We start from the raw sequence: 23,049 nt of genomic DNA on the forward strand, positions 1-23,049 counted from the left end.
GGTGATGCTTATGCTGGTACGTCGGTGCGTTTATTCGTACGATAGCGCGCGCCGGTGTGCTGCTGCGGCAAGCGTGCGCCGCTGCCGGTAAACAACTTTTCGCGCAAGGTGCCCGGTGCATAGTCGTGCTTGTAGGAACCGCGCGTCTGCAGCTCCGGAATCACCAGGTCGACGAAGGCTTCGAAGCTCTCCGGCGTGACCGTGCGCGTGAGGTTGAAACCGTCGATGTCGGTCTCGCGTATCCACGCTTCCAGTTCATCCGCCACCTGCTGCGGCGAGCCGACGATGGTGGCGTAGCGTCCGCCCAGTTCCAGTTGCTCCAGCAGCTTGCGCTTGGTCCAGTTGAGTTCGGGATTGGTCACGGTCTTGACCAGCGATTCGATGGAGTTAGTCTTGACCTGGCGGATCGGCTCGTCCAGTTCGTACTGCGAGAAATCGATGCCGGTGCCGCTGGAAAAATGCGCGAGCCCGGCTTCGGGACTGGCGTAGCGTGCGTACTCGGCGTACTTTTCGCGCGCTTCCTTTTCAGTCGGCGCGACCACCACGGTCAGGCCCATGAAGATCTTGACGTCGTCCGCCTGGCGCCCTTCCCGCACCGCGCCTTCGCGGATGCCGGCGACCAGCTTGCGCACCGCCTCCTTGCTCTGGCCGGAGACGAACACACACTCCGCATGGCGTGCGCCGAAGGCTTGGCCGCGGCCGGACGAGCCCGCCTGGTACAGCACCGGCGTGCGTTGGCGCGACGGTTCGCTGAGATGGTAGCCCTCGACCTTGTAGTAGTCGCCGCTATGCTTGATCTTGTGCACCTTGTCCGGCTGCGCGTAGATGCGGTTCCGGCGATCGCGAATGACGGCGTCGTCTTCCCAGCTGCCTTCCCACAACTTGTAGACCACTTCCATGAACTCGTCGGCGCGGTCGTAGCGCTGGTCGTGTTCCAGCTGTTCCGACAGGCCCATCGCGCGCGCGGCGCTGTCGAGATAGCCGGTGACGATGTTCCAGCCGACCCGACCCTTGGTCAGGTGATCCAGCGTGGACATGCGCCGGGCGAACAGGAACGGCGCCTCGTAGGTCAGGTTGGCGGTGATGCCGAAGCCGAGGTGTTCGGTGACGAAGCCCATCGCCGAGATCAGCAGCAGCGGATCGTTGACCGGCAACTGGATCGACTCGCGCAGCGTGATGTCGACCGAGTTCTGGTAAACGTCGTAGACGCCGACGATGTCGGCCAGGAACAGGCCGTCGAACTTGCCGCGCTCGAGCAGCTTGGCGAGATCGGTCCAGTAGGCGATGTCGGTGTAATCCTGCGAACGGTCGCGCGGATGCGTCCACAAGCCGTGGTTGATGTGGTTCACGCAATTCATGTTGAACGCGTTGAGGCGGATTTCTTTTTTGTCGCTATTGCTCATGCTGCGTCCGCGGTCGCGTATTCGGGTTCGAGCTGGACGTCGAGCGCTTCGTTGAAACGCGCGAAGAAGGCGCACAGCGCGGTGCGCAAGGTCAGTTCGACGATCTGCGACTCAGAGAAATGCTCACGCAGGCGCGTCACCAGGCTGTCGCCGACGCGTTGGCGCGTGACCGCCAGCGCATAGTCGCGCACCAGCAATTCGACCGGGCCGAGACCGGGCACGTCGGCGTCGAGGATGCGTTCGACGGTCTCCGCCGACACATGCTGCGCGACCAGCTTGGGCGCGTGGTGCGAGACGCAGTAGCTGCATTCGTTGGCCTTGGAGGCGGTGACCAGCACGATTTCCAGGTGCAGCTTGGAGATGTTTCCTTCGGCGGCGAACTGCAGCAGCAGGCCGTAGATGTGTTCGATCGAGGCCGGGCGATGCGCCAGCACGCCGAGCATGTTGCCGAAGGCGCCGTATTCGTTTTCGACCTTCTCGAAGATCGTGCGTGCCGCCCCCTCGGGCAGCTGGTTGGATAACAAGGTGGATACGCGTGCCATGGTGTTTCTCCTATTTTCTGTCGCGCGGATCGAGCACGTCGGCCAGTCCGTCACCCAATAAATTCAATGCCAGCACCGTGATCACAATCGCAATGCCGGGAATCGTCGTGATGTACCAGTCGGTGCGGATCACTTCACGACCCGAGCCGACCATGTTGCCCCAGCTCACCGCATTGGGGTCGCCCAGGCCGAGGAAGGCCAGGCTGGATTCGGTGAGGATGGCGGTAGCCACCATCAGCGAAGTCGACACCAGGATCGGCGTCAACGTGTTGGGCAAGATGTCGCGCAGCATGATGCGCAGGTCGGTGGCGCCGAGGGCCGCGCTGGCCTGCACCATTTCACTGTGGCGCAGCTTGAGCACCTCGGCGCGCACCAGCCGCGCCAGGCTCGGCCAGGCGGTCACACCGATGGCCAGCGCAATCGTCAGCAGGGTCGGCTGCACCACCGCCACGATTGCCAACGCGAACAGGAAGGACGGAATGGTCTGGAAGAATTCCGTCACGCGCATCAGCACCGCATCGGCCAGGCCGCCGTAGTAACCGGCCAGCAAGCCGCCGCTGATGCCCAGCACCAGCGCAAGCAAGGTCGACACCACGGCAATCAGCAGCGACACGCGCGCGCCGTGGAAGATGCCGCTCAGCAGATCGCGGCCGAGCATGTCGCTGCCGAGCAAATGCGCAGCGTCGACGCCGGGATGCAGGAAAGGCTCCGCCACCATGTCCAGCGGATCGCCCGGGAACAGCAAGGGCGAGGACAGCGCCATCAGCACCACCAGCAACAGCAGCACGCCGCCGATCAGTGCCGACGGCGAACGCAGCAGGCGCGCGAACCAGCCGCGCGTGGCCGGCGCGGCGATCAGGCTGGCGGGAGCGTCGGCAGTACTCAATGCCAGCGTGGAAACAAGTTCGCTCATTGCAGAATCACTTTCAGCTCAGGCAAAATACTCAGGCAAAACGGATGCGCGGATCGAGGCGGGTATAGACGAAGTCGACCACCCAGTTCACCACGATCACGACGATGGAACTGCACAGCAGGATGCCGAGCAGCAGATTGAAGTCGCGCTGGAACAAGGCCTCGAACGCCAGCCGTCCCAGGCCGGGCCAGGAGAACACGGTTTCCACCAGCACCGCGCCGCCGATGATGGAGCTGACCTGCACGCCCAGCATCGTGACCAGCGGCAGCAAGGCATTCCTCAGCACGTGCGCGAACAGCACGCGCGGCGGCCGTGCGCCCTTGGCGACGGCGGTACGCACGAAATCCTGGCGCCGCACTTCGACCATGGTGGCGCGCATCAGGCGCGTGTAGACCGCCATGTAGAACAGGCCCAGCGTCACCGCCGGCAACACCAGATGACGGGCGACGTCGAGGATGTATTTCCAGCCGGTGTAGCCGGCCTCGATCGTGAACATGCCGCCGACCGGCAACCAGTCGAGCCAGACCGAGAACACCACCACCAGCATCAGGCCGATCCAGAACAACGGCGTGGCGAAGAACACCAGCGCCAGCGTCGAGATCACCACATCGGCAATGCGCCCGGCGCGGTAGGCGGCGATCGCCCCCAGCGTGGCGCCGGCCACGACCGCGAACAAGATGCTCGCGCCCATCAGCAGCAAGGTCGCCGGCACGCGTTCGCCGATCAGTTGCGCCACCGGCATGCCGTGGCGGAACGAGTAGCCGAGATTGAAGTGCGCGAGATTGAGTATGTATTTCCAGAACTGCACCAGCAGCGGTTGGTCGAGGCCGAACTGCGCCCGCAGCGCCGCCATGTATTCCGGCGTCGCCGCGCCGGCCTCCCCTGCCAGCACCTGGGCGGCGTCGCCCGGCGCCAGTTGTAGCAGGAAGAAGTTGATGATGGTGACGCCGAGCGCCACGCTGACCAGCTGCAGCAGGCGGCGCACGACGATGCTCCGGATCTTCATTTGGCGGCCTGCGGTGGTGCCGATGCGGTAGCCTGCGCCGCGTTGGCGACCTTCGGCGCGCTGTCGAACCAGGCATTCTTGAGCGAGCTGTAGATCTGGTCGACGCCGGCGACGGTGTCCTTCAGGTTGGCGGCCTGCACGGTGAAGAAGTGCAGCTCAAGCAGCGGAATCGACGGCAGGTCGGTCTGCACGCGTTGCTGCAGTTTCCTGAACAGCGCGACGCGTTCGGTCTGGCTGGCCGAGGACTGGGCCTGTTCGATCAGCTTGTCGGCTTCGGCGTTGCGGTAACCGGAACCATTGCTCCACGGGATATTCTTGCCGACCGAATCGCTCCAGTAAGCGCGCGTCACGCCGACCAGCGGATCGGCAAAGCCGGCGAACCATACCACCGACAAGTCGTAGTCGCGATCGCCGTAGACGCGCTTGGTGTAGGTCGGCGTGTCTTGCGCGCGCACGTTGACGTCGATGCCGATGCGTTTCAGCGCCTGCTTGATGTATTCGCCGCTGCGCTTGTAGTCGTCGCCGTAAGGCAGGTAGTCGAGATTGATGCGCAGGCGGGTGCCGTCGGCGCCGCGCTTGAGGCCGGCTTCATCGAGCAGGGCTTCGGCCTTCTTCGGATCATAGCCGTACTTCGGCACGTCGTCGGTGTGGAACTGCTTGAGCGTCGACACCACCGGGCTGACGGCAGGCTTGCCGAAGCCGTACCAGACCACCTTGTTGAAGGCGTTCAGGTCGATCGCATGGGCCAGCGCCTGGCGCACGCGCGCATCCTTGAAGTAAGGACGATCGACGTTGACGTCGAGGAACAGCCACGGCGAGATCCAGTCGTAGCCGCGGGTTTCCAGCTTGAGACCGGGCAGCTTGGCAAGACGCTCGGCGTCCTTCAGCGGCACCGGCGAGAACGGTGCATATTGCGCTTCGCCTTTTTCCAGCGCGGCGGCGCGGGCGCCGGCGTCAGGCACGACCTTGAAGATGATCTTGTCGAGGTAGGGCTTGCTCACGCTCTTGGTTCCGACGTTACTTTTATCCCAGTAGTTGGGATTGCGTTCCAGCGTGATGTAGTTGCCGCGGCTCCACTCCTTGAACACGAACGGGCCGGTGCCGACCGGCTTGTTGTTGTACGGATTGTTGAGGATGTCGGTGCCTTCGTACAAATGCTTGGGCAGCACCTGCGCGCCGTTGCTGTTGAGCGAGCTCAGAACGGCCAGCGACGGTTCGCTGAAGCGGATGATGACGGTATAGTCGTCCGGCGTGTCGACGCCGGTGACGGTGCCGTAGATGATCTGGTTGCGCGGATGGATCTTCTTCCAGACGTTCTCCAGCGTCCACTTGACGTCGGCCGACGTGAACGGCTTGCCGTCATGCCATTTGACGCCGCGGCGCAGATGGAAGGTCAGCGTCTTGCTGTCCTTGGAGACGTCCCAGCTTTCCGCCAGCGCTGGGCGCAGCTTGAAGTCGTTGTCGTATTCCACCAGGCCGTCGAACACGTTGGCGCTGAAGAAGCCGGTCGGCGCTGCGGTGTTCAGCGCCGAGGTCAGGATCACCGGTTCGGGCTGGATGATCGCGGTCAGGGTGCCGCCGCGCGTCTGCGCCAGTGCGTTTGCCGCAAACGCCAGTGTCAGCGCCGTGGCGCCAAGCAGTTTGAAGACCTTCTTGTTCATGGTGTGTTTTCCCTCGGTATTTCTATTGCCCGGCTTTGGCCAGGTTGGCGTTGACCGGCTCCAGCCAGGCGTTTTTCAGCGAACCTTGCGACTGGTCGCCGTCCTGCGTGATGCCCTTGAGACGCGGCGAATGCACGGTGAAGAAATGCAGCTCGATCAGCGGCAGGGTCGGCAATTCGGTCTGCGTGATCTGCTGGAATTTCTTGAACAGCGCAATGCGTTCGGCTTGCGTGGCGGCGCCTTGTGCTTGTTCGATCACGCGATCGACTTCCGGATTGTTGTAGCCCGAGCTGTTGGTCCACGGGATGTTCTTGCCGACCCAGCCGGACCAGTACATGCGCGTCAGGCCGATCTGCGGATCGGGGAAGGAGGCATTCCAGGTGATCGCGGTGTCGAAATCGCGGTCGCCGTAGACGCGCTTGGTGAAGGCTGCCGTGTCCTGGCTGCGGATGTTGACGTCGATGCCGACGCGCTTGAGCGATTGCTTCAGGTATTCGGCGGTGCGCCGGTAGTCGTCGCCGTAGGGAAGATAATCGTTGCTGATGGTGAAGCGCACGCCGTCGGCGCCGCGCGGGAAGCCGGCTTCATCGAGCAGCGCTTCGGCCTTCCTGGTGTCGTAGGGATAGCGCGGCACGGTGTTGTCGAAGAACTGCGACAGCGTGGTCGGCACGATGCTCACCGACGGTTTTCCGTAACCGTACCAGACCACTTTGTTGAGGCCTTCCAGGTTGGCGGCGTGGGCGATGGCGCGACGCACGCGCACGTCCTTGAGATATTTGTTGCCGAGGTTGTAGTCGAGATAGAGCACCGGCGACGACCATTGATAGCCGTTGGTTTCCACCTTGACCTTGCCGGAGTCGGCCAGGCGTTGCGCCTCCTTCGGCGGTACCGGGCTGAAGACGGCGTATTGCGCATCGCCGTTTTCCAGCGTGGCGGCGCGCGCGCCGGCGTCGGGCACGACCTTGAAGATGATCTTGTCCAGGTAAGGCTTGCCCTTTTCCCAGTAATTCGGATTGCGCTCGAGCGTGATGTAGTTGCCGCGGCTCCATTCCTTGAACACGAACGGGCCGGTGCCGACCGGCTTGTTGTTGTTCGGATTGTTCAGCACGTCGGTGCCTTCATACAGATGCTTCGGCAACACCGGCGCGCCCCAGGAATTGAGCGTCGACAGCAGCGCCAAGGAAGGCTTGGTGAAGCGGAAGATGGCGGTGTTGGCGTCGGGCGCATCGACCTGGGTCAGATTGACCAGGATGGCCTTGTTGCGCGGGTGGATGGTCTTCCAGACGTTTTCCACCGACCACTTGACGTCGGCCGAGGTGAACGGTTTGCCGTCGTGCCACTTGACGCCACGGCGCAGGTGGAAGGTGATGGCGAGGCCGTCCCTGGAGACTTCCCAGCTTTCGGCCAGCTGGCCGTGCGGCTTGAGGTCGTTGTCGTAGGACAGCAGGCCGTCGTAGACATTGGTGGCGATCAGCGAGGTCGGCTGTGCAGTGTTGACCGCGCCGGTCAGCGTGACCGGTTCGGGCTGGACGATGGCGACCAGGGTGCCGCCGGATTTTGGCGTTTGCGCGGCAGTCTGTCCCGCGGCCAGCAACGGCAAGGCTGTCAGTAGCAAACCCGGAATCATGGAAACGATAAGACGATGGCGCATGGAGGTTTTTTTTGTTGTGTGGACGAAGAGATGAATGTCAAACGGTCAGAGCGCACCGTGACGCGGCGGCTTCTTGTCGTTGAGGTAGTAGTTGCCGATGGCGTGGTATTTCCAGCGCACCGGATCGTGCAGCGTATGGGTGCGCGCGTTGCGCCAGTGGCGGTCGAGGTTGTTCTCGGCCAGCGTCGATTGCGTGCCGGCCAGTTCGAACAGCTTGCTGCCGGCGGCCAGCGAGACGTTGTTGGTGAGCACGCGCGATTCGGCCACGGCGATCGATGCGGCGGCAACGGTGTCGGCGTTGGGGTCGGCGGCGGCGATGTCGACCCTGGCGCCGGCGCGGTCCACCAGCGCTTCGGCCGCATGCAGTTGCACGGTAAGGTCGCCGACTTCACGGATGGTCAGGGGATCGTCGCCGGCGCGCTCGACGCCGCTGTCGATCCATGGACGCGATCGCGTCGAGACGAAGCCGATCAGGTCGGCATAGGCGGCGCGCGCGATACCGAGATCGATGGCCGCGTGCAGCAATTGCGCCAGCGGACCGACCGTGGTCGGACGATCGAACGAGGCCTGGAATCCCAGCACCGCGCCGCCGTCCACGCGGACGTTGTCGAAGATCGCCGAGCCGCTGCCGGTGGTGCGCTGGCCGAAGCCGGACCAGTCGTCGACGATGCTCAGTCCTTGCGCATTGCGCGGCACCAGCGCCAGTTGCTGCACGCCGTCGTCGTCGATGGCCGAGGTCGGCACCCAGTCGGCGTACAGCGCGCCGGTGGCGTAGAACTTGCGGCCGTTGATGCGGTAGTCGGCGCCGTCCTTGGTCAGGCGCGTTTTGCGCTCGGCGGAATTCCTGGTGCCGATCTCCGCCAGCGCGTTGCCGAAGCGGTCGCCCTGCAGCACGCGCTCGAAATAGAAGCGCTTTTGTGCGTCGCTGCCGTTGACGCGGATGATTTCGACTGCGTAGAAATGGTTTTGCGGAATCTGGCCCAGCGAGCCGTCGGCCTCGGCGATGATGGCGGTGACCTGGGCCAGCGTGACGTAGGAAACACCGGCGCCGCCGTATTCCTTCGGCACCGAGATGCCCCACAGGCCGGAACGCACATAACGATCAAGCTCGGCCCACGGCAGGCGGCGTTCACGGTCACGCTGCGAGGCTTCGCGCGCCAGCTCAACGGCGAGCTTGCGGGCGGCGGCCAATGCTTCGGCGTCATCGCGGATTCGTGCAACGATGCGCGGTTCGGTGGGATGTTCCGTGGAGACGGATGCTGCAGCGGCGGTGGCGGATTGGCTCATGGCGATGCTTTCGTGGAAATGTTCTGAAGACTGGATCAGGACCAGTTATGACGCGGCGGCGGCGTGTCGTTGAGGTAGTAGTTGCCGACGGCGTGATACTTCCAGCGCACCGGATCGTGCAGCGTGTGCACGCGCGCATTGCGCCAGTGGCGGTCGAGGTCGTGGGCGGACAGCGTGGATTGCGTACCGGCCAGTTCGAACAGTTTTTCGCTGGCGTGCAGGGCTATCTCGGTGGTCAGCACCTTGGCTTCCGCCACCGCGACCGAGGCCTGCGCCATCTGTTCGTAGCTGATCGGCAGCGGTAGATCGTCGAGCGTGCGCGCGGCGTGTTCGAGCAAGGCCTCGGCGGCGTGCAGGCGAATCTTGAGGTCGCCGATCTGGTTGATCGTGAGCGGATCGTCGCCGGCGCGCTCGACGCCGCTGTCGGCCCACGGACGCGAACGTTGACGGATGAAGGCGACCGCGTCCTCCACCGCCGCCTGCGCGATGCCGGCGTCGATGGCGGCCTGGATCAGTTGCGCCACCGGACCGATGTTATTGGCTTGTTCGGCCAGCTGGTGCAGCGGCACCACGTGTCCCGCGGACACGCGCACGTTGTCGAAAATCACGGTGCCGCTGGCGGTGGTGCGCTGGCCGAAGCCGGACCAGTCGTCGACCACGCTCAGGCCCGGCGCATGGCGCCCGGCGAATACGAACACGCTCTTGCCGTCGTCGTCGAGCGCACGCGTCGGCACCCAGTCGGCGTACAGCGCGCCGGTGGAATAGAAGCGCGTACCGTTGAGCAGATAGTCGGGGCTGCCGGGGTCTTTGGTAACGCGGGTGCGGATGTCGAGCACGTTCTTGCTGGTGCGTTCCGGGCCGGCGTTGCCGAAGCGCGCGCCGTTCAGGACTTCACTGTAGAAGTAGTGCTTCTGGCTCTCGGTGGCGGTTTGCGCCAGCACGTTGAGGATGCCGAAATGGTTTTGCGGAATCTGGCCGATGGACGGATCGGCGGTGGAGATGATCCTGACCACTTCGGCCAGCGTCACCCACGATGCGCCGATGCCGCCATACGCTTTGGGCACGGTGATGGCCCACAATCCGCTGGAAGAAAAGCGCTCGATCTCCGCACGCGGCAGGCGCCGTTGCCGGTCGCGTTCGGCCGCCTCGACGGCGAACTCCTGCGCCAGCTTGCGCGCGATGTCGATGGCTTCTGTTTCACTGAGTATGCGGTGCGCCGGCGCACGGGAAGTAGGGACGGCTGCGCCCGCGATCGACTGTTCGATGACCGCTGACATGATGGAATGGCTCCGCAAGATTGACCGCGCCGCAGAATTTGCACAGAGCGCGGCGAGCGCGGGCAGGATTAACGATGGGCCATTAAATCAAAATCCGTGTTTTTGCAGAACGAAGCATTTCGTATTTCTTAGTTCGGAAATTGCATGAACAGGCGCGTCATCATGCTGATCTGACGCGCTTAGATTTCGGCCCAGAGCCGCAACAAGTTGTGATAATGCCCTGTCAGCACCACGGTCTCGTCGCTGTCGCCATGCCTTAGCCGCAGGGCATGGATGGCCTGGTCGAGTTCGTACAGCATGCCGCGCTGATGGTCGTCGCGGATCATGCTCTGGGTCCAGAAAAAAGCGCTCACGCGGCAGCCGCGCGTGACGGCGGTGACTTCATGGCGGCTGGTGGATGGATACAGGATCAGGTCGCCGGCCGGCAGTTTTACTTCGTGCGCGCCGTAGGTGTCGTGCACTACCAGTTCGCCGCCGTCGTAGTCGTCGGGCTCGCTCAGGAATAGCGTCGACGAGACGTCGGTGCGCAACTGATAGCCCGCACCAGGTGTAGCGCCTGCCACATTGCGTACGGCGCCGTCGATATGCACGCCGTATTGCTCGCCGCCTTCATAGCGATTGAACAGCGGCGGCATGGTGCGCGCCGGCAAGGCGGCGGCGAAGAAGGTCGGGTGAGCCGCCAGCGCCGCCATGACGATGCCCGCCAGTTCCCCGCCGACGGCGGATTGTTCCGGCAACTGCCGGTTGCGCTTGACGCGCGCGCCCTGTGAACCAACCGTAGCGCGCCCGTCGCTCCAGTCGGCGGCGTCGAGTTGCTTGCGGATCAGGGCCAACTGATCGGCGTTGAGGACGTGCGGGATGTGCAGCAGCACGATGTGCTCCTTATATCTTCATTGAAGAAGAGGCGTTTGAAAGACAAGCCCCGCCGTTGCCGGTGGGGCTTTTTGGCAAGGCGGGATCGAAGGATCAGTACGCGAGGTTCAGGCTGAGCTTGGCCGAGCGCTCCGCACCGGGGATGTAACGCAGACCGGCGGAGTTCATTGATGCGCTGTAACGTTCATTGCTTAAGTTGTACAGATTCAATTGGATACTGGCGTTCTTGCTGACTTGATATGCCGCCATCGCATCTGCGATCCAGTAGCTTTGCGTATTAAGGGTGCTGATGGTGCCGACAGCGTTGGTGCTGGCGGTGCGTGCCATGGTGTCGATATATCGCACGCCCCCGCCAATGGTGAAGCCATCCGGCAATTGGTAGGTGCTCCACAACGTGAGTGTCTTGCGCGGTGAGAAACTCAATGTTGCATTGTTCTGCTGACTGGTTGCAGTCGTATTGCTCGTGCCATCGGTAATTTTGGCATTCATCAGCGCAGCACTGCCGTTGACCGACCAGCCTCGCGCGATCTCACCCGAGGCGCCAAGTTCCACGCCATCGACCCGCTTCTTGCCGCTCTGCGTATAGAGTGTGCTGGTGCTGGCATCCTGTTTTACTTCGTTGGAAACCTCGGTGCGGAACAGTGCTGCTGACAGCAACAGGCGTTTTTCGAATACTTCCCATTTTGTACCGATCTCGGCGGTGCTGGTCTTCTGCGGCGCGAAATTGGAATTGTCTGCACTGCTGTCGCTGGAGCTCAATGATAATCCTGCACCGCCGGGAGGTTGCTGTGATGTAGCGTAGGCCGCGTAAATGCTACCGTGTGGTGCCGGTTTGTACAACGCGCCAAGTTTCCAATTGAGAAGCTTGTCGGCTTTGCGCAGCGAACTCCGAACCAGCGGATCTGTAGGCAAGGTGGGAGCCCCTCTTTTCGTATCGCGGGCAACACCGAAGTAGGTCGAATAGTATCGATCCAACCGCAAACCCGCATTGATCTGGAAGGTGGGATCCAATTCCAGCGTATCGAACAGATAGACGCCGATGGTATTGGTCGCGGTCTTAGTCCGGGCCACATCAGGAGTCGCATTTGCACTGGCGGGCGCATTCGGATTTGGCCCATAAAGATTGCTGTCCGGAAGAACACCCAAGCCGGTATAGACGTAACCACGGGTCTTCTGCGTTTCGCGCATGAACTCGACGCCGGTTGTGATTGCATGCTTGATCCGGCCAGTGTCGAACTTGATCACGGCGTTGGTCTGATTCGTCAGTATTTCGTCCTTCTGGTCGCGCACTTGCAGAATCCGTGAAACGGTCCAGTTCAGTCTATTGGAATTGCTCCCGTCAATCAGGTAAGGTCCCGCCATCACATAATTCTGCTTTGTGTTGCCATAGCGGGTGGTGTTGCGGATCGTCAGATCGGCATTAACGTCATGTTCGATGCGCGCCGTTACCATGTCACTAGTGCTCTTGTCGTAATCAGATGCGAGGCCGTAGAAGTTGCTGCGAGACACTCGCGGATTACTGCCGTTGTTAACGGCCGGCGCTGTGGTATTGATTGTCGGCGCCGCAGTGGCGCTGGAGAATTGGTAGAAGCCGGGCCTCCCTATCGTCGGTATTCCTGCATCCGGCACGTTATCCCGTTCCAGATGCGAATAGTTGAAGTAAATCCGTGTTGGCGTGCCGAGCCCAATGGCGAACGACGGCGCCACGCCCCAGCGATTATTCTGTACACGGTCGCGCCCCGGCACGCCACTATCCTGCTTGAGCAGGTTGAGCCGGAACGCCGCACCGTTGAAGCCGTCGATATGCCGATTCAAGTCGGCGGTAATTCGTTTGTGATCACCGGTGCCGTACGTAACGCTACCCGAATAGGCATTCTCCAGCATCGGCTGCTTGGTCACCATGTTGATGTAGCCGGTCGGTGCGCCGCGGCCGTTGTCGGCGCCGGCCGGTCCTTTGACGACCTCAACCTGCTCGATGTTGAACAGGTCGCGTGAGACGCCGCCGAGGTCGCGGATGTTGTCGACGAAGATGCTATTGGCGGTGCTGAAGCCGCGCATGAAGATCGAATCGCCGGTGTTGGTAGTGCCATTTTCGCCGGTGCTGAAGGTGCCGACACCCGCGCTGTTCTGCAGGGCTTCTGTCAACGTGGTCGCCTGCTGCGACTGCATCAACTCCTTCTTGATGACGGTGATGGTCTGCGTGGTGTCAACCAGCGGCTGCGTGAATTTCGGCGAGCTGATGCGCTCGGCCTTGTAGGATTCGTTGCGCTCGCGCACGTTGACTGACGGCAGGCTTTCGCCGACGGCTTGCGCGGCGACATTGAACGGCGCAGCCAGCGCCAGCGTGGACACCGCCAGTGACGAACGTAGATTGACCAGACAGCCGGCGGCGCGGTGTTTTTTGCTCTTGATGTAGATAGACATGGAAATCCCAGTAGTGAGTGACGATCAGGACCGACCACGCCGGAGCGATGGCGCGCTGCGCGAAACTGACTGGCTGTCTGGATAGAGGGGCGGGCTGCTGCGGACGGGAACATCGCGATGCGGTGATCGGCGCTGCGAATATAGTTTTCGACCTTGGGGTGAGGCAATGCTTTCAGGCGGGACTTTGCAGATATTCCGCTTTCCTTGATGGATGCCAAGCGGCCGCTCGAAAGTCATCGGCATGGACCGCGACGAGTGTCGGGATTTTTATCGTTTGCTAAAAATTGGGGCGTCCGGCGACGACAGAATCCTTGCGCTAAACTGTCGAAATTATTTCAATAACAGATAGTCGAGACAACACCATGTTCCATTCCGAGCGCGCGCCCGATTTCAAGACCGTCCTTCTGGCCAGCGGCCTAGTGCTGACGCTGGCCATGGGCGTGCGTCATGGACTGGGCTTCTGGCTGCAGCCGATTTCCCAGGCGCACGGCTGGACGCGTGAAACCTTTTCGCTGGCGATCGCCTTGCAGAACCTGATGTGGGGCGTGTTCGGCCCGTTCGCCGGCATGGCGGCGGATCGCTACGGCACGGCACGCGTGATCGTCATCGGCGCGCTGCTGTACATGGGCGGCTTGCTGTGGATGGCGCTGGTGGATCAGCCGATGCTGTTCGCGGTCGGCTCCGGCGTGCTGATCGGCGCAGCCTTGTCGTGTACCGCCTTTGGCGCGATCAGCGGCATCGTCGGCCGTAGCGCGCCGCCGGAAAAGCGCTCATTGGCGTTCGGGATTTCATCGGCGGCGGGCTCCTTCGGCCAGTTCGTGATGATGCCGGTCGAGCAGCAACTGATTTCGGTCACCGGCTGGCAACAGGCGTTCTACTGGTTGTCCGCGCTGGTGGTGGCGGTGATGGTGCCGATGGCGTTCCGCCTGCGCGAGCCGAAGCTGGTGCACAGCGGCAAGCAGGAGCAAAGCATCTGGGAAGCCACGCGCGAGGCATTCGCCTATCGGCCGTTCCAGTTCCTGATCGCGGGCTATTTCGTGTGCGGCTTCCAGGTGGTGTTCATCGGCGCCCATCTGCCGTCCTACCTCAAGGACAAGGGCCTGATGGATCCCAACATCGCGGTGGCGGCGCTGGCGCTGATCGGCCTGTTCAACATCTTCGGTTCGTACTACGCCGGCAAGCTGGGCGGCTTCCTGCCCAAGCGCTATCTGCTGTCGACCATCTATTTTTCGCGCACCATCGCCATCAGCCTGTTCCTGCTGGCGCCGCTGTCTTCCTGGTCGGTGTATATCTTCTCGGCGGCGATGGGCTTGCTGTGGCTGTCGACGGTGCCGCTGACCAATGGCATCATCGCCGGCATTTTCGGGCTCAAGCATTTGTCGATGCTGTCGGGCTTCGTGTTCCTGTCGCATCAGGTCGGCAGCTTCCTGGGCGTCTGGCTGGGCGGGTATCTGTTCACCCGCGAAGGCAGCTACAACACGGTCTGGATGATCACCATCGGACTCGGCCTGTTCGCCACGGTGATGAATCTGCCGGTCAACGAGAAAGCCATCCGGCGCGCGCCGCTGGCGGCTTCGTAAGGTCCGTCCGCCATGCGCTCCCGTTCCCATCCGCGCCTGAAGCGAATCGCCATCCTGGCGGCGCTGGGCGTGGTGCTGGGTGCAACCTTCCTCGCCTATCTGCGGCCGGATTTCATTTTCGACGTCGCCAACCGCATCGTGCTGTGTTTTTGAGCCTGATGGCGGCGGGCGTACAATGACCGGCATGAGCGAACCCACTATTTCCCTGACGGAACTGGAAGAAGCAATCAACTACTGGCGCATCCGGCGTCCCGCCACCGGCGAGGAATGCGCGCTGTCGCCTGAAGTCAATGCATTGGCGGACGTCTATGCCGTGATGATCATTGAACATCTGCACAGCATCGCCGCCGATGTCATCGGCAAGGAGCCGCGCCAGTTGCTTGACGCCTGGCGGCAGGCCCGGGCCGGCCAGGGCCAGAGCGCCTGAGCTTCCCCTCCGGATTCCTCCCCAAACGGCGCACGTAGCCCGCCTGTCGCATTTGTGGCGTATGATTTTTGCATGACGCGCTGCGGAACGATCTTCCCGGCACGCAGTCTTCCGTACTCTCACCGCAAGGATCCCGATGCGACGCAAACCCGACGCCAGCAGTCCCGCTTCCACACGCTCTTCCTCGCCGCGTTCCTCCTCCTCGCCCAAGCCGCGCATTGCGCTGGTGCTGCAAGGCGGTGGTGCGCTGGGCGCCTACCAGGCCGGCGTCTACCAGGCCATGCATGAACACGACCTGACGCCCGATTGGGTGGTCGGCACCTCGATCGGCGCCATCAACGCCGCCATCATCGCCGGCAACCGCCGCGAAGACCGTATCCCGCGCCTGCGCGCCTTCTGGGAAAGCGTGTCGCACGACGACGCCATCGACATGCGGGCGGTGCCCGACGCCACCCGCCAGCTGATGACCTGGGCCACCACGATGGATACCTTCGTACGCGGCGTCCCCGGCTTCTTCACGCCGCGGCCGTTCAATCCATTCGCCATCGGCCTGCCGGTGCCGCCCGAGGAAGCCAGCTTCTACAACACTGAAGAACTGCGCACCACGCTCAACAAGTACGTCGACTTCGATTACCTGAATGACAAGACCGAGGGCATCCGCCTGACCGTCAGCGCGGTCAAGGTGACCTGCGGCTCGCTGGTCAAGTTCGACTCCTCGCTGCACACGCTGGGCGCCGAACACGTGATGGCCAGCGGTGCGCTGCCGCCGGGCTTCCCGCCGGTACGGGTGGACGGCGATCTCTATTGGGACGGCGGTCTGTATTCGAATACGCCGTTGGAGGCGGTCCTCAGCGACGAGCCGCGCCAGGACACGCTGTGCATGATGGTCGACCTGTGGCATGCCGACGGCCCCGAGCCGCGCACTTACGAAGAAGTGCAGACACGCGAGAAGGACGTCACCTTCGCGTCGCGTTCGCAGCGCCACATTGACGCTTATCTGAAGCAGCACCAGTTGCGCAAGATGGCGCGCGAACTGTATGAGCGCATGCCGGCGGATTTGCGCAAGCCGTCCGACCGCAAGCAACTGGCCGAGTTGGGCGCCGACACCACCATCCATATCGTGCGCCTGCCCTACGCCGGGCGCGACTGGAACATGGCGTCCAAGGACGTCAATTTCTCGCGCGGTTCGATTGAATGGCGCTGGCAACAAGGCTATCAGGACGCCTTGCGCGGCATTGAAGTCAGCCAGGGCTGTCCGTTCAAGGTATCCGACACCGGCGTGGTGGTGCACGAATTGCCGCCGGTCGTGGAGATCGCGACGGGCTGACGCCACCGTTGCGAGGGGGCAATGATTATGCTGTGCAATAACAAATTATGTTGTTAAAATTGCAATTCTCGGACATTTTGTGCGACGCACAAAAAGTTCTTGACCTCACCAAATAAGTGCGTAAAATAGTAATTGTTGCGGCGCACAAAAATAGTAATTCGAGACGTAAGCCGCTAGTCCATCACTGTTTTTGAAACCAAAGGAGAAGTCCATGTTTTCGTACCAAGATCAATTTTCCGCCGCAACCAAGACCCACTTCCAGGCTCAACTGGATCTGATCAACACCATCACCACCAAGACTTTCGAAGGTCTGGAAAAGATTGTTGAACTGAACCTGAGCGCCGCCAAGGCATCGCTGGAAGAGTCCGCCGCTACAGCCCAGCAATTCGCATCCATCAAGGATCCGCAAGAACTGCTGGCCCTAGCGCAAGCACAAGCTCAACCGACAGCTGAAAAGGCTGCCGCTTACGGCCGTCACCTGGCCAGCATCGTGTCGGCCACCCAAGCTGAACTGACCAAGGCGACTGAAGCGCAAGTCGCTGAAACCAGCCGCAAGGTCTCCGCTCTGGTCGAAGAAATCTCCAAGAACGCACCAGCCGGTTCGGAAAACGCAGTCGCCCTGTTGAAGTCGGCCATCGGCAACGCCAACGCCAGCTACGAGCAACTGACCAAGAACACCAAGCAAGCCGTGGAAACACTGGAAGGTCACCTGAGCAACGCTGCCAAGCAGTTCACTCAAGTCGCTGAAAAGACCACCGCCCGCAAGAAGTAATCAGTAGCACCAGCAGCAAGCATTCACGGACCGCCATGCGGTCCGTTTTTTATTGCCCGGCCGGTTTCATGTCGCGCCTGAAGATCCCTGCCGGAACTGCAGGCTCAGACTGCAGGCGCCACCCTCACGGTATCCCGGCCGCCGCGCTTGGACTCGTACAGTGCCGCATCTCCGCGCTCGAGCAAGGCCGCCAGGCCCGTCGGCGGCTTGTCGAACAACGTCCCGCCCACGCTCAGCGTCACTGCCGACGGCGTCGCGAACGTCTCCCGCGCCATTCGCCCGAACACCTCGCGCAAGCCGTTGCCCAACGCCACCACGCTGTCGCCGGAAGCCTCCCGCAACAGGATCACGAACTCGTCCCCGCCCAGCCGCGCCGCCAGCGAACCCTGCGGCAAGGCGTCGCGGATCATTTCGCTCAGCGCCACCAGCAGCCTGTCGCCGGCGCTGTGACCGTGCAGATCGTTGACCTGCTTGAAATTGTCGATGTCGATCAGCAGCAAGGCGCCCGGACTTGCCGGCGTGGCCTGCTCAAGCAAGGCGGGGGCGCGCATGTCGAGCGCGCGGCGGTTGTACAGCGCGGTGAGCGGATCGCGCGCCGCCAGCTGCTCGATGCGCTCTTCGCGGCGGTGGCGCTCGGTGCCGGTCATCGACAAGGCGATCAGCATGATCGCCATCGCACCTTCCACCAGCGAGATCTGAATCACGCCGCCGCGGAAAGCCGCCAGGTCGACGAAGGCGTCCAGCGCGACGGTCGAACCGGCCTTGGCGACATAGAACAGTCCATGCGCCAGCAGTACGTAACGCAGTTGCACCGCGCCCACGCTCAGCGAGACGCCATGCGGACGCAGCAGGAAGCTCGCGCGCAGCGTGAGGCCGGCGATCAGCAGCGATTGGATGCACAGCATCATCCTGGACCACCATGGCTCGGCCGGCACCAGCAGCATCGCCAGCCAGGCGGCGCCGACCAGCCACCAGCCGCGCGACAACCGCGTGCTCGTGAAGCGGGAAACCCCGGCCAGGAACAGCCAGTGCGCGACGATCAGCAAGCCGTTGGCAAACCAGATCCCGATCAGCAGAAAACCGCTGGAGCGCAACAACGCCAGCAACGAACCCACGGTGATGACGGCGAAACCGGCGCTCCAGAACAGCAGCGATTTCTCGCGCACGCTGTCCCATTCCACTGCCAGGTAAAGCGCAGCGGCAGCGGACAGCGCGGTGGTGAGAATCAGGATACTGGGGGGATCGAGTGCCATGGATAACGAATAACGAGTGCTTGAGCTTGCCGGGGAAACTCAAAAAGGGGCCGCGCTATTTTAACGCCGGCCGCTCAGCCCGGCTTGCCCGGACGATGCAATTCATGTTCCCGAAGGATTGCGACATCGTCGCTTGACTATCTACCTACTAAAAGGTAGGCTACGCACATGACTGATTCCTCCAACACTGCCGACAGCATCCTGCGCTGCGCACAAACCCTGATCATCGCCGGCGGCTACAACGGCTTCAGCTATGCCGACATCGCCAAGGTCATCGGCATCCGCAACGCCAGCATTCACCATCATTTCCCCGGCAAGGCGGTGCTGGTTCGCATGCTGGTGGCACGGTATCGCGAGGAAATGCAAGCCGGCGTCGCCAAGCTGGAACAACACGTCTCCGATCCGCTGGAGCAGCTGCGCGCTTATGCCGGCTTCTGGGAAAATTGCATCGCCGATGCATCGTCTTCATTCTGCGTCTGCGCCCTGCTGGCAACTGAAATGCCGATTCTTCCCGAAGAAATCGCGCTGGAAGTGCGCGCACATTTCAAGGCGCTGGCGACCTGGCTGAGCGGCGTCTTCGCTCGCGGCGCAAAGCAAGGCAGCCTTGGGCTGACCGGATCGGCCGAAGCCGAAGCGGATATCTTCATGGCGACCGTCCACGGCGCCATGCTGTCGGCGCGCGCTTATGGAGAGGCAAAAATGTTCGGCGCCATCGTCAATCCTGTGCTGGAACGGATCGCACGTCAGGCATGAGGCATGCAACCTGATGAATGAAGCTTGAAGACGCAATGCTTGTTTCAAGTTTTGCCCATTTTGCCTACCGATTAGTAGGTAGTTTTACTTGCAGGAATTGCACTTCCGGAACAAGGTCGATGCACTCCTCAACCATTTTTTGATAAAGGATAGCGCCATGTTTGGAATTTCTCATCTCGGCTGGGTTCACACTTTAGGCAGTTTGCCGGCCATTCCGGCGGCGCTGTACATGTTCGCGCGCCACGGCCGCATCGTGCCGCGTTCGACCGCAGGCGGCATCTATTTCGTCTCGATGCTGATCGGCGCCGTCAGCGTTTTCCTGGTCGCGCATCAGGCGGTCAGTTACGGCATCGCCGTCGCCACGCTGGTCTTTCTCCTTGCCGGCTACGGCGTAGGAAGACTGCCGACGGCGCGCAGCACGGCGCTCTATGCGGAAACGATCTTCCTGAGCATCACCGCATTCCTGCTCATGGTGCCAACCGTGTCGGAAACGCTGCGCCGGGTGCCGGACGGCCATCCGTTCGTGACCGACCTGAAGTCGCCGCTGCTGCTGGGATTCCAGGGCGCCCTGTTCGCCATGCTGATAGGCGGACTGGTCATCCAAGTGGTGTCTTTGCGCAGACAGGGCAAAGCGCTGCGCACATGCGCAAAAGCACGAGCATAATCAAGCCGATGCCGTTTCGCAACGGTGGTTTTCCGAGGAGAGACAGATGGCGCGCAATCCCGTAACACCGGTTCAGTCCGTCGACGCCGTTGGCGCAACCAGACGCGTCGACAGCGGCTCCACCTATTTTCGCCATCTGGATCAGTGGCGGCTCGCCTCCGAGGCCCAAGCCGCTGAACGGCGCGCAAGGAAACAGCAGCAGGCGTCGCAAGAGCCGCAGGCCGGCGACAGCGAATTCTCCCGCGCCCTGTCCGATGCGGCAAATGCCGGCACGCCGGATCTGAAGCGCTGAATCCACACTCCAGGCCGGCCCCTTGCCGGCTTTTTTCATGGCCGATGCCGGGCAAGACTTCTTGATATAGTGGCGTGGCACTATTTTCCGCAATCAACCCTGGAGAATCGACATGGACTTGCAATTGAAGGGCAAGACGGCCCTGGTGAGCGGCAGTACCGCCGGCATCGGCTACGCGATCGCACACACGCTGGCGCGTGAGGGAGCGAACGTGATCGTCAACGGCAGGACGCAGGCGAGCGTCGACGAGGCGGCGGAGCGCATCCGTTCGGAAACCAACGGCACGGTCCAGGGTTATGCCGGAGACCTCAGCAAGCCTGATGCCGCCAATGAAGTCATCCAGCGTCATCCCGGCATCAACATCCTCGTGAACAACCTCGGCATTTTCGAGCCCAAGGCCTTTGAAGACATTCCCGACGAAGACTGGCTGCGCTTCTTCGACGTCAATGTCCTCAGCGGCGTGCGCCTGGCGCGCCTGGTGCTGCCGGAAATGAAGCGGACCAACTGGGGCCGCATCATCTTCATCTCCAGTGAAAGCGCGGTGCAGATCCCCACCGAGATGATCCACTACGGCATGACCAAGACCGCGCAACTCGCGGTGTCGCGCGGACTGGCGGAATCCGTCGCCGGCACCGGCATCACGGTCAACAGCATCCTGCCCGGCCCGACCAAATCACGTGGCGTGGGCGACTTCGTCGAAGACATGGCGCGGGCGAGCGACAAGACCTTCGAGCAGGTCGAGGCGGAGTTCTTCGACCACGTCCGGCCGACCTCGCTGATCAAGCGCTTCGGCACGCCGCAGGAAGTGGCGTCGCTGGTGGCCTACGTGGTCAGTCCGCTGGCCTCCGCCACCACCGGCGCGGCACTACGTGTCGACGGCGGGGTGATCAAGAGCGCATTCTGACGAAACGCGGACGATAGCGCAGACGAAAGCACGAACAACCGCGCGGACTGCGAAATACGCAGAACGCATCATCAAGCCGGCGCCTGACGCCGGCTTGTTCATTCCACTGATCGCTTCAGCAAGGCGGGGTTTCTGCACACCCGGCCGGTCAGGTAAGCTCCAGACGACCCGGCGTGATATCGATGCTACCCTTCAACATCGGCAACGTCCCCAGCTTGAAGATGCCGACCAGCGCAGACAACTTTGCCGCCTGCTCTTGCAAGGATTGTGCAGCGGCGGCAGCTTGCTCGACCAGCGCAGCGTTTTGCTGGGTGACATTGTCCATTTGTGCAACGGCATCGTTGATTTGTTCGATGCCTTCGCTTTGCTGACGGCTGGATTGTGAAATTTCGGCCACCATGCCATTGACCTTCCTGACGCTGCCGACGACCTCGCCCATCGTCGTGCCAGCCTGCTCCACCAGAGAACGCCCGATATCGACTTGCTTCACGGAGTCGGTGATGAGCACCTTGATTTCTTTTGCCGCCGTAGCGCTGCGTTGCGCAAGGTTGCGCACTTCCGATGCGACAACGGCGAAACCACGCCCCTGCTCCCCGGCGCGCGCCGCTTCCACGGCGGCATTCAGCGCGAGAATATTGGTCTGAAAGGCAATACCGTCAATGACCGAAATAATTTCCACAATCTTGTGCGACGAGTTGTTGATCAAACCCATCGTCGTGATGACTTGCTGAACGACTTCGCCGGCTTTGGACGCGACGTCCGATGCCGACACCGCCAGTTCGTGCGCCTGGACAGCACTGCCGGAATTCTGTTTCACAGTCGACGCCAATTCTTCCATGGACGATGCGGTTTCCTCCAGCGAACTTGCCTGCTGCTCGGTGCGCGACGACAAGTCCAGGTTACCTTTGGCAATCTGGCTGGACGCTGTCGCAATCGTATCGGTCCCGGCGCGCACCTGGCCGACGATTTGTGCCAGCGCATCGCGCATGCTCTTTATTGAGAACAACAGGCTGTCCTGATCGCTCGGCCTGGTTTCTATGTTGACGGTCAGATCTCCATGCGCGATCCGGGTCGCGATCTGATTCGCATAGGAAGGCTCTCCGCCGAGCTGGCTCAGTACGCTGCGCGTGATCAGATAAGCCGCCATGATGCTGACGACCAGCGCAAGTCCGCCAAACAGCAGCATCATGAAACGTGCGTTGACGTACGCAACATCAGCATTGTTCGAGGCGTCCTCGTTCTGCTTATTTTCCAGTACGATGAAGTTATTGAGCTGATCCCACCATTTCCGCTGGACCGGCCGGAATTCATTGCGCAGCACCGCGTACGCCTCGTCTCGCTTGCCGGCCAGGATCAGTTCCGTTACCTGTCTGATATAACCGTTGGCAAGCTTGGCGGTTTCGCTGATGGCGGCAAACAGTTGCCGCTCTTCCGGGTTTGTCGTGCTCTCGCTCTTGAGCATCGCCTCCAGTTTCTTCTCCGCCGCGGCATATTTCTTTGCCTGCGTATCGACACGCTTCATTTCGGCGTCGATCTCCGGTGGGTTCTCGCCAAGCAGGATCATGTTACGCAAAGCCAGCGCGCGTTCGGTGATGGAGAGGTACATCGACGAGGCTTCGCTGGCTTCAACGTTGTTGATCTTGGTGATCTCATCCATGCGCTGCTTCTGTTGCGCCATCTGGATGATGCCGAGCAGTGTGACGACAATAAGCAACACGCAGACCAGCGTGAATCCGATTGCCAGGCGCGCGGAGATTTTTAACTGTGAGAGTTTCATGGTGCCCCCAGAAGGTGACGTGATGTACATGTTTGTATTCCTGCATTTTTGCAGGCGCCGCGCCCGGTCTGCCCAGGATTCCCACCGTGATGCAATATCGAAATACGGCACATCTATTTTTTGTACATCGTTGACGTAATTTACAGTTACGAGATTAGCATTCTTTGGCTGACGTCAAAGGCGTATCTCCAATAAAACGCGCTGATATTGACGGTCTGATAAATAGCCGACAGCCAAGCTGCAACAGATGAAGTGTTCCCTTT

At 61.7% G+C, this 23,049-nt stretch carries 21 protein-coding genes; 9 read left to right on the forward strand and 12 right to left on the reverse strand.

The genetic code is table 11. The features are described 5' to 3' along the window. Positions 1–8 precede the first annotated feature (8 nt). The 10 genes from DXT88_RS22765 to DXT88_RS22810 all read right to left on the reverse strand — a co-directional run bounded on the left by DXT88_RS22765 (position 9) and on the right by DXT88_RS22810 (position 13,037). The gene (locus tag DXT88_RS22765; protein WP_265216145.1) at positions 9–1,403 is read right to left on the reverse strand and encodes an LLM class flavin-dependent oxidoreductase; all 1,395 of its coding nucleotides are present in this window, start codon (positions 1,401–1,403) and stop codon (positions 9–11) included. Beyond that, positions 1,400–1,945 (reverse strand): carboxymuconolactone decarboxylase family protein, encoded by a 546-nt coding sequence (locus DXT88_RS22770; protein WP_265216146.1) that lies wholly within the window; start codon positions 1,943–1,945, stop codon positions 1,400–1,402. The genes DXT88_RS22765 and DXT88_RS22770 overlap by 4 nt, the downstream gene beginning before the upstream one ends. A 10-nt stretch (positions 1,946–1,955) precedes the next feature. Further along, positions 1,956–2,858, reverse strand: coding sequence for an ABC transporter permease (locus tag DXT88_RS22775; RefSeq protein ID WP_265216147.1), 903 nt, complete (start codon positions 2,856–2,858; stop codon positions 1,956–1,958). Positions 2,859–2,889: 31 nt separating this feature from the next. Next, positions 2,890–3,864: an ABC transporter permease gene (locus DXT88_RS22780; RefSeq protein ID WP_265216148.1), complete on the reverse strand. Its 975-nt coding sequence runs from the start codon at positions 3,862–3,864 to the stop codon at positions 2,890–2,892. Further along, positions 3,861–5,525 (reverse strand): ABC transporter substrate-binding protein, encoded by a 1,665-nt coding sequence (locus DXT88_RS22785; protein ID WP_265216149.1) that lies wholly within the window; start codon positions 5,523–5,525, stop codon positions 3,861–3,863. Before DXT88_RS22785 ends, DXT88_RS22780 begins: the two co-directional genes overlap by 4 nt. A 22-nt stretch (positions 5,526–5,547) precedes the next feature. After that, positions 5,548–7,176, reverse strand: coding sequence for an ABC transporter substrate-binding protein (locus tag DXT88_RS22790; protein WP_265216150.1), 1,629 nt, complete (start codon positions 7,174–7,176; stop codon positions 5,548–5,550). Between the two features lie 45 nt (positions 7,177–7,221). After that, complete coding sequence (locus DXT88_RS22795; RefSeq protein WP_265216151.1) at positions 7,222–8,463, reverse strand: SfnB family sulfur acquisition oxidoreductase; 1,242 nt, start codon at positions 8,461–8,463, stop codon at positions 7,222–7,224. 35 nt (positions 8,464–8,498) lie between these two features. Next, positions 8,499–9,740 (reverse strand): SfnB family sulfur acquisition oxidoreductase, encoded by a 1,242-nt coding sequence (locus tag DXT88_RS22800; RefSeq protein ID WP_265216152.1) that lies wholly within the window; start codon positions 9,738–9,740, stop codon positions 8,499–8,501. 179 nt (positions 9,741–9,919) lie between these two features. Further along, the gene (locus tag DXT88_RS22805) at positions 9,920–10,612 is read right to left on the reverse strand and encodes a Fe2+-dependent dioxygenase (protein WP_265216153.1); all 693 of its coding nucleotides are present in this window, start codon (positions 10,610–10,612) and stop codon (positions 9,920–9,922) included. Positions 10,613–10,706: 94 nt separating this feature from the next. Then, positions 10,707–13,037 (reverse strand): catecholate siderophore receptor Fiu, encoded by a 2,331-nt coding sequence (locus DXT88_RS22810; RefSeq protein ID WP_265216154.1) that lies wholly within the window; start codon positions 13,035–13,037, stop codon positions 10,707–10,709. Between the two features lie 362 nt (positions 13,038–13,399). Here DXT88_RS22810 and DXT88_RS22815 point away from each other — a divergent pair, with 362 nt between their 5' ends. The 5 genes from DXT88_RS22815 to phaP all read left to right on the forward strand — a co-directional run bounded on the left by DXT88_RS22815 (position 13,400) and on the right by phaP (position 17,143). After that, positions 13,400–14,617 carry an MFS transporter gene (locus DXT88_RS22815; protein WP_265216155.1) on the forward strand — a complete coding sequence of 406 codons (1,218 nt, stop codon included), beginning with the start codon at positions 13,400–13,402 and terminating at the stop codon, positions 14,615–14,617. 12 nt (positions 14,618–14,629) lie between these two features. Beyond that, on the forward strand, positions 14,630–14,770 hold the full coding sequence (locus DXT88_RS22820; protein ID WP_265216156.1) for a hypothetical protein: 141 nt from the start codon (positions 14,630–14,632) through the stop codon (positions 14,768–14,770). Between the two features lie 22 nt (positions 14,771–14,792). After that, positions 14,793–15,044, forward strand: a complete 252-nt coding sequence (locus tag DXT88_RS22825; protein ID WP_016836094.1) for a DUF3717 domain-containing protein — start codon at positions 14,793–14,795, stop codon at positions 15,042–15,044. Positions 15,045–15,180: 136 nt separating this feature from the next. Beyond that, on the forward strand, positions 15,181–16,371 hold the full coding sequence (locus DXT88_RS22830; protein WP_265216157.1) for a patatin-like phospholipase family protein: 1,191 nt from the start codon (positions 15,181–15,183) through the stop codon (positions 16,369–16,371). 211 nt (positions 16,372–16,582) lie between these two features. Continuing rightward, complete coding sequence (phaP, locus tag DXT88_RS22835; RefSeq protein ID WP_016836096.1) at positions 16,583–17,143, forward strand: TIGR01841 family phasin; 561 nt, start codon at positions 16,583–16,585, stop codon at positions 17,141–17,143. 104 nt (positions 17,144–17,247) lie between these two features. Here phaP and DXT88_RS22840 read toward each other — a convergent pair whose 3' ends face one another. Continuing rightward, entirely contained in the window at positions 17,248–18,396 is a 1,149-nt protein-coding gene (locus DXT88_RS22840) for a GGDEF domain-containing protein (protein ID WP_265216158.1), read from the reverse strand. A 168-nt stretch (positions 18,397–18,564) separates the two neighbouring features. On the opposite strand from DXT88_RS22840, the gene DXT88_RS22845 reads away from it, so the two are divergent. The 4 genes from DXT88_RS22845 to DXT88_RS22860 all read left to right on the forward strand — a co-directional run bounded on the left by DXT88_RS22845 (position 18,565) and on the right by DXT88_RS22860 (position 21,009). Beyond that, entirely contained in the window at positions 18,565–19,149 is a 585-nt protein-coding gene (locus DXT88_RS22845) for a TetR/AcrR family transcriptional regulator (RefSeq protein WP_265216159.1), read from the forward strand. A gap of 157 nt (positions 19,150–19,306) precedes the next feature. Further along, positions 19,307–19,813 carry a hypothetical protein gene (locus tag DXT88_RS22850; protein WP_265216161.1) on the forward strand — a complete coding sequence of 169 codons (507 nt, stop codon included), beginning with the start codon at positions 19,307–19,309 and terminating at the stop codon, positions 19,811–19,813. Positions 19,814–19,859: 46 nt separating this feature from the next. Then, positions 19,860–20,105, forward strand: coding sequence for a hypothetical protein (locus tag DXT88_RS22855; RefSeq protein ID WP_016836100.1), 246 nt, complete (start codon positions 19,860–19,862; stop codon positions 20,103–20,105). 112 nt (positions 20,106–20,217) lie between these two features. Continuing rightward, positions 20,218–21,009, forward strand: coding sequence for an SDR family NAD(P)-dependent oxidoreductase (locus DXT88_RS22860; protein ID WP_016836101.1), 792 nt, complete (start codon positions 20,218–20,220; stop codon positions 21,007–21,009). A 148-nt stretch (positions 21,010–21,157) separates the two neighbouring features. Here the strand turns inward: DXT88_RS22860 and DXT88_RS22865 are convergent, their stop codons facing one another. Beyond that, complete coding sequence (locus DXT88_RS22865) at positions 21,158–22,897, reverse strand: methyl-accepting chemotaxis protein (RefSeq protein WP_321161131.1); 1,740 nt, start codon at positions 22,895–22,897, stop codon at positions 21,158–21,160. Positions 22,898–23,049 lie beyond the last annotated feature (152 nt).

The organism is Herbaspirillum lusitanum (assembly GCF_026127345.1).
In the GTDB taxonomy this organism is placed as follows: domain Bacteria; phylum Pseudomonadota; class Gammaproteobacteria; order Burkholderiales; family Burkholderiaceae_D; genus Herbaspirillum; species Herbaspirillum lusitanum.

Bases quoted from the DNA above. Each gene is read 5' to 3' on its own strand.
- DXT88_RS22765 (WP_265216145.1), bottom strand. From the start codon at position 1,403: ATGAGCAATAGCGACAAAAAAGAAATCCGCCTCAACGCGTTCAACATG.
- DXT88_RS22770 (WP_265216146.1), bottom strand. From the start codon at position 1,945: ATGGCACGCGTATCCACCTTGTTATCCAACCAGCTGCCCGAGGGGGCG.
- DXT88_RS22775 (WP_265216147.1), bottom strand. From the start codon at position 2,858: ATGAGCGAACTTGTTTCCACGCTGGCATTGAGTACTGCCGACGCTCCC.
- DXT88_RS22780 (WP_265216148.1), bottom strand. From the start codon at position 3,864: ATGAAGATCCGGAGCATCGTCGTGCGCCGCCTGCTGCAGCTGGTCAGC.
- DXT88_RS22785 (WP_265216149.1), bottom strand. From the start codon at position 5,525: ATGAACAAGAAGGTCTTCAAACTGCTTGGCGCCACGGCGCTGACACTG.
- DXT88_RS22790 (WP_265216150.1), bottom strand. From the start codon at position 7,176: ATGCGCCATCGTCTTATCGTTTCCATGATTCCGGGTTTGCTACTGACA.
- DXT88_RS22795 (WP_265216151.1), bottom strand. From the start codon at position 8,463: ATGAGCCAATCCGCCACCGCCGCTGCAGCATCCGTCTCCACGGAACAT.
- DXT88_RS22800 (WP_265216152.1), bottom strand. From the start codon at position 9,740: ATGTCAGCGGTCATCGAACAGTCGATCGCGGGCGCAGCCGTCCCTACT.
- DXT88_RS22810 (WP_265216154.1), bottom strand. From the start codon at position 13,037: ATGTCTATCTACATCAAGAGCAAAAAACACCGCGCCGCCGGCTGTCTG.
- DXT88_RS22815 (WP_265216155.1), top strand. From the start codon at position 13,400: ATGTTCCATTCCGAGCGCGCGCCCGATTTCAAGACCGTCCTTCTGGCC.
- DXT88_RS22820 (WP_265216156.1), top strand. From the start codon at position 14,630: ATGCGCTCCCGTTCCCATCCGCGCCTGAAGCGAATCGCCATCCTGGCG.
- DXT88_RS22825 (WP_016836094.1), top strand. From the start codon at position 14,793: ATGACCGGCATGAGCGAACCCACTATTTCCCTGACGGAACTGGAAGAA.
- DXT88_RS22830 (WP_265216157.1), top strand. From the start codon at position 15,181: ATGCGACGCAAACCCGACGCCAGCAGTCCCGCTTCCACACGCTCTTCC.
- phaP (WP_016836096.1), top strand. From the start codon at position 16,583: ATGTTTTCGTACCAAGATCAATTTTCCGCCGCAACCAAGACCCACTTC.
- DXT88_RS22840 (WP_265216158.1), bottom strand. From the start codon at position 18,396: ATGGCACTCGATCCCCCCAGTATCCTGATTCTCACCACCGCGCTGTCC.
- DXT88_RS22845 (WP_265216159.1), top strand. From the start codon at position 18,565: ATGACTGATTCCTCCAACACTGCCGACAGCATCCTGCGCTGCGCACAA.
- DXT88_RS22850 (WP_265216161.1), top strand. From the start codon at position 19,307: ATGTTTGGAATTTCTCATCTCGGCTGGGTTCACACTTTAGGCAGTTTG.
- DXT88_RS22855 (WP_016836100.1), top strand. From the start codon at position 19,860: ATGGCGCGCAATCCCGTAACACCGGTTCAGTCCGTCGACGCCGTTGGC.
- DXT88_RS22860 (WP_016836101.1), top strand. From the start codon at position 20,218: ATGGACTTGCAATTGAAGGGCAAGACGGCCCTGGTGAGCGGCAGTACC.